General features: G+C 66.1%; 10 protein-coding genes and 1 pseudogene. 7 read left to right on the forward strand and 4 right to left on the reverse strand.

Annotated elements, in window-relative coordinates:
- Positions 1–522 precede the first annotated feature (522 nt).
- Positions 523–720, reverse strand: coding sequence for a hypothetical protein (locus tag V5A38_RS12715; RefSeq protein WP_332326137.1), 198 nt, complete (start codon positions 718–720; stop codon positions 523–525).
- A 16-nt stretch (positions 721–736) separates the two neighbouring features.
- On the opposite strand from V5A38_RS12715, the pseudogene V5A38_RS12720 reads away from it, so the two are divergent.
- Positions 737–865, forward strand: a pseudogene (locus V5A38_RS12720) (mechanosensitive ion channel family protein); the annotation flags it as partial.
- Between the two features lie 36 nt (positions 866–901).
- Here the strand turns inward: V5A38_RS12720 and cofH are convergent.
- Positions 902–2,257: a 7,8-didemethyl-8-hydroxy-5-deazariboflavin synthase subunit CofH gene (gene cofH / locus V5A38_RS12725; protein ID WP_332326138.1), complete on the reverse strand. Its 1,356-nt coding sequence runs from the start codon at positions 2,255–2,257 to the stop codon at positions 902–904.
- 165 nt (positions 2,258–2,422) lie between these two features.
- On the opposite strand from cofH, the gene V5A38_RS12730 reads away from it, so the two are divergent.
- From V5A38_RS12730 to purQ, 5 genes are all read left to right on the forward strand, one after another.
- Positions 2,423–3,829, forward strand: coding sequence for an FAD-linked oxidase C-terminal domain-containing protein (locus V5A38_RS12730; protein ID WP_332326139.1), 1,407 nt, complete (start codon positions 2,423–2,425; stop codon positions 3,827–3,829).
- A 119-nt stretch (positions 3,830–3,948) separates the two neighbouring features.
- Entirely contained in the window at positions 3,949–4,974 is a 1,026-nt protein-coding gene (locus tag V5A38_RS12735) for a phosphoribosylaminoimidazolesuccinocarboxamide synthase (protein ID WP_332326140.1), read from the forward strand.
- A 39-nt stretch (positions 4,975–5,013) separates the two neighbouring features.
- Positions 5,014–5,886 carry a PQQ-binding-like beta-propeller repeat protein gene (locus V5A38_RS12740; protein ID WP_332326141.1) on the forward strand — a complete coding sequence of 291 codons (873 nt, stop codon included), beginning with the start codon at positions 5,014–5,016 and terminating at the stop codon, positions 5,884–5,886.
- 92 nt (positions 5,887–5,978) lie between these two features.
- Entirely contained in the window at positions 5,979–6,236 is a 258-nt protein-coding gene (gene purS, locus V5A38_RS12745) for a phosphoribosylformylglycinamidine synthase subunit PurS (protein WP_332326142.1), read from the forward strand.
- 55 nt (positions 6,237–6,291) lie between these two features.
- The gene (purQ, locus tag V5A38_RS12750; RefSeq protein ID WP_332326143.1) at positions 6,292–6,966 is read left to right on the forward strand and encodes a phosphoribosylformylglycinamidine synthase I; all 675 of its coding nucleotides are present in this window, start codon (positions 6,292–6,294) and stop codon (positions 6,964–6,966) included.
- A gap of 944 nt (positions 6,967–7,910) precedes the next feature.
- On the opposite strand, the gene V5A38_RS12755 is transcribed toward purQ, so the two are convergent.
- The gene (locus V5A38_RS12755) at positions 7,911–8,987 is read right to left on the reverse strand and encodes an archaeosine biosynthesis radical SAM protein RaSEA (protein ID WP_332326144.1); all 1,077 of its coding nucleotides are present in this window, start codon (positions 8,985–8,987) and stop codon (positions 7,911–7,913) included.
- Positions 8,988–9,203: 216 nt separating this feature from the next.
- Positions 9,204–9,590, reverse strand: a complete 387-nt coding sequence (locus tag V5A38_RS12760) for a VanZ family protein (RefSeq protein ID WP_332326145.1) — start codon at positions 9,588–9,590, stop codon at positions 9,204–9,206.
- Positions 9,591–9,746: 156 nt separating this feature from the next.
- Between V5A38_RS12760 and V5A38_RS12765 the strand changes: the two genes are divergently transcribed.
- Positions 9,747–11,322: aldehyde ferredoxin oxidoreductase family protein (locus tag V5A38_RS12765; protein WP_332326146.1), on the forward strand; the 1,576-nt coding region annotated here is incomplete at its 3' end.

The following is an 11,322-nucleotide window of genomic DNA, read 5'->3' on the forward strand; positions in this document are numbered from 1 at the left end:
ATTCGCAGTAATCACTATCACGTTTCGGTGCAAAACCCAGAGGCAGCAGGCTCTCGTCGGCAATTCCCTGTTGAATACAGCCCCGCTGTTTACGGAGGCAACCTGCGCTCGAAGCGACCATCCGGTCAGTTCACCGACGGCGGGTCACTCGTCCGAATCGTCAGTGAGATTGAGTCCCGTCCGGAGACGGCCGGTGATAACCTGGTCGACGCTCTGGAGGGAGGAACTGAAATCGAAACCGCCCGGCGCAGTCGACGCTCCGGCAGAGCTCCCACTTCCGCATCGCCTCCGAGGAGGACCGCTCGACAGCGATGGAAGCAGTTGAATCGGGCCACGGGAGGTGGAGCCCATCGCCGCCGAGCCCGTCCCAGCTGCCCGCACAGTGGCGCTCGACACTGTCGAACTCGACGGCCGCGGCACCGCGGTCGAGCGCGAACAGCTCGGGGACCGACAGAGAAATATGGGAAGGCCGACAGTTCTTTGCGCCGTCAGTGACAGCCAGCAGTCATGAGTATGACCGCGTTACAGTTCGGACTCGGCGGCGCTGAACTGTTCGGCGTCGCCCTGAGCAGCCTGATCGGTCGACTGGTGGCGTTCGTCGGTGGCTTCCTCCTGGTCTGGCTCATCGGTCGGCTGGCACTGATTCCCCTGCTGCTCCGCCTGCTGGAGTCCCGCGGGTTCACCCAGGCGCTCCGTGGACTCGCGGCGAGTCTCGCCCACGCGTTACTGTTTCGCCGTCCGCAGCGAGGGGGTTCAGGCGGTCAAAGAGCGCTTCGACGAGGAAGGCATCGACATGCCGTACGTCTACCGACAGCTCACCGGGGAAATCGACGTGGTCAACCTCGACGGCGAAGAAGCGGCCTGAGCGGTCGGTGGAGACCCGTTAACTCGTTCTCCGTTCTCACTCGTCGCCGAGCAGCGGCGTCCCGTCGGCGTTCGGGCCCAGTTTCGGGCCGTACGGGCCGCCGTCGAGTTCGACCCGGCGCGTGGTCCCGTAATCCGTCGAGCGTTCCGCCAGCGGCCGGCCGATGGCCGACACCATCTCCACGTAGTCGGCGACGCTGCGGAACTCGCCGTACTGCCCGCCGGCGCGCTTGGTGATCTCCTCAGAGAGGATGGTGCCCATGAAGTCGTCGGCGCCGCAGTTCAGCAGTTTCATTCCGTGTTCGTCGCCGGATTTGACCCAGGAGGACTGGATATGCTCGACGTTGTCGAGGAAGAGCCGTGCGACGGCGACGAGCAGTTCGTCCTCGTCGCGGCTGGCGCCGGAGTCGACGACGCCCGCCTCGTAGAGCGGCGTCTGCTGGTGGATGAATGAAAGCGGGACGAACTCCGTGATCCCGCCGGTTCGGTCCTGCAGGTCCCGGATCACCTGCAGGTGTTTCGCGCGGTGCATCTCGTTCTCGACGTGGCCGTACATCATCGTCGAGGTGACCGGAAGCCCCGCCGCCATCGCGCCCTCCATCGCGTCGACCCACTGCTGGGTGTTCATCTTCCCGGGACAGATCACCTCGCGCACCTCGTCGACGAGAATTTCCGCGGCCGTGCCGGGCGCCGAGTCGAGCCCGGCCGCTTTCAGTCGGCCGTAGATAGATTCGTAGGAGCGCTCGGTCCCGCGGCGGGCGTGGTAGGCCTCCTCCGGCGTGATGGAGTGAAGATGAACGTCGTCGACGGCCATCGCCTCCAGCTGTTCGACGTACGTCCCGGGGTCGATCCGGTAGCGCTCGGGCGGCTTGTAGTTGACCTCGGTTGCCGGGTCGTCGTGCCGTTCCAGTATCTCCCGGTGCTCGTTATCGAGGGCGAACGCCGGGTGTAGACCGGAGACGGACGTGACCTCGTAAACGCCGCGGTCCACAGCATCCTGCACGATTTTGCGGCTCTCGGCAGGCGTCTTGGTGAAGCCGGCGTGGTCCGCGTCGCTCCCGTTCTCGAAGCGGTGAGCGCTATCCTTGAAGTTACAGAACAGACAGCCGGTGTTGCAGGCGGTGGTGACGTTGTTGTTGACGTTGGCGACGAACGTCACCGCTTCCCCCACCGTTTCAGCGCGCCGGCGGTCCGCGAGTTCGAGCACCCGCTCCTTGCGCTCGGTGTCGATACCCGGCGTCTCGGTGCCGGTAGTCAGCAGCTCGACGGCGTCGTCGACGGTGAGGCGGACGCCGTTCGCAGCCTTCTCGTACGCGTTCTCGAAGGACTGGTCAGTCTCGGGCACGTACTCGAAATCGAGCCCGTCCGGGTCGAGGTCGGCCGCCTTGGACATAGCGGAAGGGGGGAGCCAAGCGTGAAAAACTGACCGGTCACGGGAACCGCTCGCGGAGCTGGCACTCCCGGACCACCCAGCGTCAGTACCCCCTGATTTCCTGAAGCCAGCAATCGGGGTCAACGAAGCGTAGCTACTTCCGGCCGTGGCCCCCAACGGCCAGCTATGGGCCACGATATCTCGTTTCTCTGCGACCTGCGTCTCGACGGTGCGGTCGAAACCGACGACCAGCGGCGTGGACAGTACAGCAGCGACGCCGGCGTCGAGGAGTTCTCCCATCTCGACGTCACCGACGATGGGCCCGACGCCGTCGTCTCTGCCGAGTCGACCGCCGACGTCTCGGCGGTACTTGCGGCCTGTTCGGCGTACGGCGTGCCGGTCACCCCCTACGCCGCCGGGACGGGCCTCGAGGCCGGCGCGGTGCCCGTCGACGGCGGCGTCAGTCTCGATCTCACCCGAATGGACCGCATTCTCGACGTTCGCCCGGACAGTCTCCAGGTCGAAGCCGAGGCAGGCGTACTCGGCGGCGCGCTGAACGAACGGGTCGAGCGCCACGGACTCTTTCTCCCGGCGTTCCCCTCCTCGGCCGAGATCTCCACCGTCGGCGGGATGGTCGCCACCGATGCCGCGGGAATGGGGACGGTGAAATACGGCGAGGTGGCCGACTGGCTGCTCGAACTCGAAGCCGTGCTCGCCGACGGCACCGTCGTCGAACTCGGCAGCGGCGCGCGCAAGACCTCGGCGGGCTACAACCTGAAGGAGCTCGTCGTCGGCAGCGAGGGGACGCTCGCCGTCGTCACCAGGGTCACCTTCCGACTCGCGGGGCTCCCCGAACAGCGGTGGGGCGCACGCGCAACGTTCCCCAGCCTCGGCGATGCCGCGGCAGCCGTCGCCGACGCCGTCGGCGCGGGTATCGATCTCGCGAAAGTGGAGCTGCTCGACACCGAGACCGTCGAGATGGCCAACGGCTACAGCGACACCGGGCTCCCCGAGAAACCGACGCTTTTTGTCGAGTTCCACGCGGACCACGACGTCGAGGCGGAGGTCTCGTTCTGCGAGACGGTGTTCTCGAGTCATGGCCTGGAGGCGTTCGACATCGCCGAGAACGAGCAGGAGATGGCCGACCTGTGGGAGGCCCGCCGGGACCTGACCTACGCGCTCGACGGCGACGACCCGGACCGCACCCAGCTCCACCCCGGCGATATCACCGTCCCCATCGGGCGCTACGCCGAGATGGTGGCCGAGGCGAAGGCGCTGGGCGAGGAGTACGGGCTTCCCGTCCCCTGTTTCGGTCACGCCGGCGACGGGAACGTCCATTTCTCCATCATCGCCGACCCCGACGATCCCGAGGAGGTCGAGCGCGCGTACGAACTCTACGAGGCCATCACCAAGCGCGCGCTGGAACTCGACGGCACGCTCACCGGGGAACACGGCATCGGCGTGGGCAAGCGCGACCATCTCACCGACGAACACGGCGACGACGGCGTCGAACTCATGCGTCGGGTGAAACAGGCGTTCGACCCGCAGGGGATCCTCAACCCCGGGAAGGTGCTCCCCGACGCGCCGGAGTGACCGAACGCTGGCCGAGACTACCCGGGCAGTATCCACGAACGCGCATATCTCCAGGCGAAACGGAGGGGTAGTGGCCACTGATGTGAAGATTCAAGGCGTCGCGGCAGCCTCTTTCCGGTGTGACCAGCGTCAAGGAGTTCCGAGTTGACCGGGAGCCGACCGACGAGGCGCTCGGCCGGGGGCGGTTCGTCTTCACCGACGACTACTCCGTCTTCGACTGGGGGCGCATGCCCGACCAGATTCCAGGGAAGGGGCGGAGCCTCTGTACGATGGGCGCCGACAACTTCGAGCGCCTCACCGACGCCGGCGTGCCGACCCACTACCGCGGCGTCGTCCCGGACGAGGGCGACGACGCCGTCGCTCTGGAGGACGCCGATGGCCCGCCCCGGGAGATGGCCATCGACCTCACGGTCGTCCCGGAGCTCCCCCACGGCGACGACGGCTACGATTACGAGGCGTTCCATGCAGCCGTCGGCGACCATTATCTCGTCCCGCTCGAAATCGTCTTCCGGAACGAAGTGCCGGTCGGCTCCAGCCTGCGCGGGCGGACCGACCCCCGCGACGTGGGCGTGGACCTCGCGACCTGGCCGGAGCGACCGGTCTCGCTCCCAGAGCCGGTCGTCGAGTTCTCCACCAAGTTCGAGGAGCAGGACCGCTATCTCGACGCCGATGAGGCCGAGGCGATCTCCGGCCCGGCCGCCCTCGACGACCTCCGGGAGACAGCACTGGCGGTCAACGACGTCATCAGCGAGCGTGCCGCAGAGACCGGATTCGTCCACGAGGACGGCAAGATCGAGTGTCTCTGGGTCGACGGCGAGGTGCGCGTCGCCGACGTCGCGGGGACGTTCGACGAGAACCGGTTCTCCCGGGACGACCAACAGCTCTCGAAGGAGGTCGTCAGGCAGTTCTACAAGTCCTACGACCCGGACTGGGTCGCCGCCGTGAGCGACGCGAAAGCCCGTGCCCCCGAGCAGGGCGTCGCCGACTGGAAATCGCTGTGCCCCGAGGCGCCGGACCCGCTGCCCGACTCAGTCGTCGAGACGGTGTCGGAGATGTACGCCGCGGGCGCGAACGCCTACACCGGCCGGGCGTGGTTCGACGCGCCGGCCATCGACGACGCCGTCGACGCGGTGCGAGAGCTGTAACTGCCAACGCTTTTTCAACTCGGGTGTGAGACGCCGGTGATGCCCTCCACTCTCCACCTGACGCGCCGCGACGCGCTGGCGGGCGGCGCCGTCGCCGGCCTCCTCGGCACCGCTGGCTGTCTCGACCGCGTGCGTGACCGCCTCCACCCGCGGACCTACCACAGCGACGCCGTTCTGGGCGACCCTCTTGAGCCGTGGCCGACGTTAGGCCACGACGCCCGCCACACTGGTGCCCGGGAAGCACCGACCGAACTGCCGGCCGAGCCGACGGTCGAACGCGTCGGCGACGGCGGCGGCGCCTTCTACGAAGAGCCGCCCGCTATCGGCGAAGAGGCCGTCTACAGCGCGCTCTCGGATCAACACAACGGCGAGTACGGCCGCGCGTTCGTCGCGACCGAACGCGGTGGCGACGAGCGCTGGCGACTGGAGTGGCCGGAGTCGAAATCCCCGGCGCCGCCGACGGTGCACGGTGAGACGGCCTTCCTCACCCGCGCGGGGACGACCGTCGCAGTCGACCGTCGAACGGGCAAACGCCGCTGGAGCTACGCCGCCGGCATCGCGCCGGCCGCGCCGACCGTCGTCGACGAGACGGTCTACGTCATCGCCGACAGGGGCGGCACGCTCTACGCATTGGAGGCTGCGACGGGCGCCGAGCAGTTCCGAACCGACCTCGGAGCCGCAGTCGATCACCGACCCGCCGTCGGCGGTGACGCCGTCTACGTTCTCGGCTACGACGACGGCTACGCGCTCTACGTCGTCGACGCGGCGGGAGGCGACGTGCGCCGAACCGTCCCGCTTGGAAACCCGGAGACGCCGTCGGTGGACACGAACAACGGCGTCTCGCTGGCGGGCGACGCGGTGTATCTGACGGGCGTGCGTGACGGCCGTCCTGGTGTCTTCCGGGTCGCCTGACCCGTGACGGGTTACCGCCCGGGATAACCACGTACGTGTATATCCGCTCCCGACCACAACCCCTTTTAGGCACGGACGACCACTCTCACCCCATGACCGCTTACACCGCGACGGTGACGGTGCGGCTGAAGCGTGGGGTACTCGACCCGGAGGCCGAGACCACTCGGAAGACCCTGGAGCGGCTCGGCTTCGAGCTCGAGGGGCTGCGCTCGATGGACCAGTTCGAGGTGGACCTGGAGGCCGAGGACGTCGAGACAGCCGCCGAACGCGCCGACGAGATGGCCGAGCGGCTGCTGGCGAACCCGACGCTGCACGACTACGAGGTCGTCGTCGAGGAACAGGCCGCATGACGGGTTCGGCTTCCGACACTGACCGTGAGGACTCCGCCACCCGGAGGTGGCTTCCGTGACGATCGCTGTCGTCCAGTTCGGCGGCTCGAACTGCGACCGCGACGCCGTGCGCGCGCTCGCCCACGTCGGCATCGACGCCCAGCGGGTCTGGCACGAGGACGGCCTCCCGGCCGACACCGACGGTGTCATCCTCCCCGGCGGGTTCTCCTACGGCGACTATCTCCGCGCCGGGGCGATGGCCGCGCGCGCACCGATCATGGAGGAGGTCCGCGACGCCGCCGAGGACGGGCTGCCCGTCCTGGGCGTCTGTAACGGCGCCCAGATCGGCAGCGAGAGCCGGCTCACCCCCGGCGCATTCACAACCAACGCAAGCGCCCGCTTCCAGTGTGAAGACGTGTCCATCCGCGTGGAGAACGCCGACACGCCGTGGACCGCCGCCTACGAGGAGGGCGAGGTGCTCTCGCTCCCCATCGCCCACGGCGAGGGGCGCTTCGAAATCGAGGACGACCGCTACGAGGAACTCGTGGCTTCGGACCGCGTGCTATTTCGCTACTGCGACGAGAACGGGAACGTGACCGACGAAGCGAACCCGAACGGCTCGACCGATAACATCGCCGGCATCCTCGGTGGCGACGAGAACGTCGCAGTGCTGATGCCCCACCCCGAGCGTGCGACCCTCCCCGAGCTGGACGGGACCGACGGGCAAGGTGTACTTGGTGGGTTTTCGTAGGGCGTTTTTGAGATCTTTTCCAGCAGTCGGAGATGCGTTTTCTTTATCAGACTACATCCAGAAACTAGTTGAATCGCCAAGTACAGGAGGTAGAGTTATCACAAAAAATCCTATTAGAATGAGATGAAATGGGATATACTCGCGCGGGGGTTTCTCCGGTACATACTCCCTGCTGGTGGAGTAGCAGGGCTGCTCACCTTTGTGCTTGGAGGGGTTTTTCGGCTTCTCATGCTCTTTTCGGGATCATCGGAGTTGCTCTCAACCTCATGGGAAGTTCTGGCACAGGAACAGCTGCAATGTCGCTTGAACCCGCATCCGGTGTCAACATCGACCCACAGGACTACGCAACAAAACCAATAGGTTCGAAGAACGTTCGCGCGTTCTTTCTCTCTGTCGGACTGATTTTTGGGGCGGCAACCGGGATACTACTAACGTAATCGAGTTTCGAGATGGCCGGATAGATCGCAGACCTACTTAACGGACGTTCCAGATCGGTTTCTGAATAAAGAAGCCGTGCTTCGACCTGCTGTTTAAGCAACGATAGTGGCGACAGAGCGTCAGGGGTAGGCAGACCGTTCCGACGAGAGCAGGACTATTGTTGACCACTTGTACAGCACCGCTTTCCGCCTCCGCGGCCTCAAGCCACCCCAGCCGGTTCGCTCTGGGTTAACCCTCGCTCACCCGCCGGGAGAGCAGGCTCTCCCGTGCCCTTGTTCGTTTCACTCACGAGGACCTCGCGGTCGCACCGGTCGCGGGCGCGGGTGGAGGGGTGGGGACCCGGTGCTGTGCCGGCGTTCATCGCCGGCACCCTCCGGTCCCACAGGTCATGGGAACTCCGCGGTGCCGTTGCCTGTCGCGGGTGGTTCTGTTCGCGGGTTCGAGAGTAGCACCATCACAGCCCGATCGCAAAGAACCGAAAACCAACGAACGGGAGAACCGATGACTTACCGAGAAAGCGGCATATTGTAGCTCGCTTCTTCGGAAAGCACCAACTCCCAGGTCCGCTCGCAGTCACACTCCACCTGCTCGAACACCGAGGGGTCCTGGCGCAGGTCGAAATCCTTGATGGCGCGCTGGACCCGGTCGTCGCACTCGCCACAGTTGTGGGCGCCGCGGTCGGAGCCGTGGCCCACAGGGTCCGAGACGACGATCGCGTCGGCGTCGGTCGTCGACTCCAGCACCTCGGCCACCGACCAGAGCCACGGCGGCCGGTAGCCACCCTCGAAGAACAGCTCGTCGACCATCGTGTAGCGCTGGACGTTACAGGGGTTCATCGAGACGGTGTGACAGCCCTCGACGGCCGCACAGCGCCTGACACTCGAGTTCATGTCCTCGAGCGCCTCGCTCTCCGAGAGGAACGGGGGCTTCATCAGTAGATACGCCTTCACGCCGCCGCCGCCCGCGAGGGCCTCCGCGCAGGCCGCCTCGAAATCCGCGAAGTCGAAGTACTTGTTCACACAATCGTGACGCACCCGGTCCGTGGCTGTCTCCAGGCCGACCGCCACGTCGGTTTCGAGGCCCTGCTCGGTGAACTCCGTGACTTTCTCGGCGTCGACGAAATCCGGCAGTGACTCGATGACGATGCGGTCCCGGTCGCCGAAGGTCTCGGCGATAGCCTGCCGCGTCTCGGCGCCGACCTCCCGCTCGTCGAGGAAGGAGCCGGAGGTGTAGATCTTGACGAGGCCGGACTCGCCATCGGCCTCCGCGGCCTCGTGGTCGAGAGCGCTCCGGATCTGGTCCATCAACGCGTCGTGGCTAACGCTCCCGCCTTCGACCGACTCGGCGACGTAGCCACACATCGTACAGCCGCCGGCGCGGGCCCAGCGGCAGCCGCCTGTGTTGAGGATGATAGTGAGGCTCTGGTAGACCCCGTCGGGCGTGTTGTCCTCGTCGATCCAGACTCGCGTTGGCTCGTGGGGGTCGTAGCTCTGGTCGTTCTCCGCACGGATGTCGCGCATCACCTGATTGTGCGCGTCCATCCCCCGCCCGCGCTCGTACACTTCGGGCGTCGGCTTGCTCATGACATCCCTCCGCCGTGCGCGCTGAAAACCGCTTCGACACCGTGGACCACCGAAATCTGTACTGGGACAGCTGGGGGGCTCGCGCTCGGTATCTGCCGGCTCCTCTGGCTCGCTCCAGCCACCGAGTCCGCCTCCCGCAGAGTCGTCCTCGCCGTCGACCGTTTCGCGGTGGTGTGAGAGCGCCTTCACCCACAGTGGCGAACGGAGCGCCGCCGCTCAGTCGGATCGTGTTCGTCTCCGGGTGGCTCGGACGAACCACCAGCCTCCGGTCGCAACTGCGGCGCCAACGGTGTTCGCAACGGCATCGAACACCGAACGCTGTCGAGTCGGCACCGGCCCCTGGAGGAGTTCGATAGCGCCACCGAGGAGAACGGCGCCAGCAAACGCGACGAGACACGCCCGCACGGTTCGGGCACGCGTCGCGTACAGGAGCGTGAGCGCGAGCACGGCATAGTCGACGACGTGAAGGAGTTTGTCGAAGCCGACGCCAGCGATACTGCCGCCGCTCACGCTCGACACCGCACCGCCCCCGCCGATCGGGACCAGCGAGAGCGTGAGAATCGCGCTGGTGATGACGATGGCAGGCCACCAGCGGGAGGTCACGCCCGCACAGGAGGGAGCGAGCGAGTAAAGTGATTCGGCGCCGCGGCGGCCGACGCTGGTCCAGTGCAGTCGCCGGCCGGTTGTAACTGGAACCGGTTACACCAGACAGCTAACGACTAACAGGATAGCGCTCTAATTTAACCGTGAGACATTACCATGACTGAACTCGGTGGTTTCCAGGATCACATCGCGGATGTCGACCTCTCATCGGAGAGCGTCAGCTACCGCGGTGTCGACGACGAGGACGCACAGAAATACATCGGGGCGCGGGGACTCGGTGTGAAAGAGGTGTTCGACGCCGGGCCGGACGTGGAGCCGCTCTCCCCGGAGAACAAGCTCTGCTTCATGAACGGCCCACTGACGGGCACGCAGACGGTGATGAGCGGCCGAATCGCCGTTGTCACCAAATCTCCGCTGACCGGGACCGTAACCGACTCCCATCACGGTGGCTGGTCCGGCGCGCGGCTGAAGTGGGCCGGGTTCGACGGCCTCGTCTTCGAGGGGCAGGCCGATACGCCGGTGTATGCCTACGTCGAGGACGGCGAAGTCGAGCTTCGAAGCGCCGAACACCTCTCCGGCTGGGGTGTCCACGACACGATCGACGAACTCGGCGAGGAGGTCGAGGGCGAGGTCGGGAAGAACCTCTCGGTGATGGCCATCGGGCCGGGCGGCGAGAACGAGGTGCGTTACGCCTGCATCGTCAACGAGGACGACCGAGCGTCGGGCCGCGGCGGCACCGGCTGCGTGATGGGAAGCAAGAACCTGAAAGCGGTGGTCGTGAAAGCCGGCACGCGGATGCCCAAGCCGAAGGATCCCGAGACGTTCAAGGAGGGGTACCAGCAGGCGATGGAGGTTATCCAGGAGTCCGACGTGACCGCGCCCAACGAGGGCGGCCTCTCGCTCTACGGGACGAACGTGCTGATGAACATCACCGAAGAGATGGACGGTCTCCCGACAAAGAACGGGAAGTACACCTCGACGGGCGCGTTCCGCGACGCCGGCGAGGGCGATATCGACGCCGAGCGCGTCTCCGGGGAGAACGTCCGCGAGAACATCCTCGTCGACGAGCCGACCTGCCACTCCTGTCCGGTCGCCTGTAAGAAGGAGGTCGAGGTCACGACCGAGCACAAGGGCGAGGAGATGAACGTCCGGATGGAGTCCTACGAGTACGAGTCGGCGTTCGCGCTGGGCCCCAACTCGGGCAACACCGAGCGCGATGACATCGCGGTGATGATCGACCGCTGTAACGACATGGGCGTCGACACCATCGAGATGGGTAACATGTTCGCGATGGCGATGGAGGCCGAGGACAAAGGCTACATCGACGAGGCCCTCGACTGGGGCGACACCGAACGGATGATCGACCTCATCGAGGAGGTCGGCCAGCGCGAGAACGAGTTCGCCGAACTGCTCGCTGAGGGCCAGCGCCGCGCGGCAGAGGAGCTGGACGCCCACGACTGCCGGCTGGACGTGAAAGGCCAGTCCATCCCGGCCTACGACCCGCGCTGCATGAAGGGCATGGGCATCGCCTACGCCACCTCCAACCGCGGCGCCTGCCACCTGCGGGCGTACACCCCGGCAGCGGAGATTCTGGGCGTCCCCCAGAAGGTCGACCCGTACGCCTGGGAGGGGAAAGGTGAGCTCACCGCAACCTTCCAGGACCTGCACGCTATCTCGGACAGCTTCGACATCTGCAAGTTCAACGCCTTCGCGGAGGGCATCGAGGAGTACG

Origin of the sequence: Halolamina sp. (genome assembly GCF_036626355.1) — an archaeon.
Classification (GTDB): Archaea; Halobacteriota; Halobacteria; order Halobacteriales; family Haloferacaceae; genus Halolamina.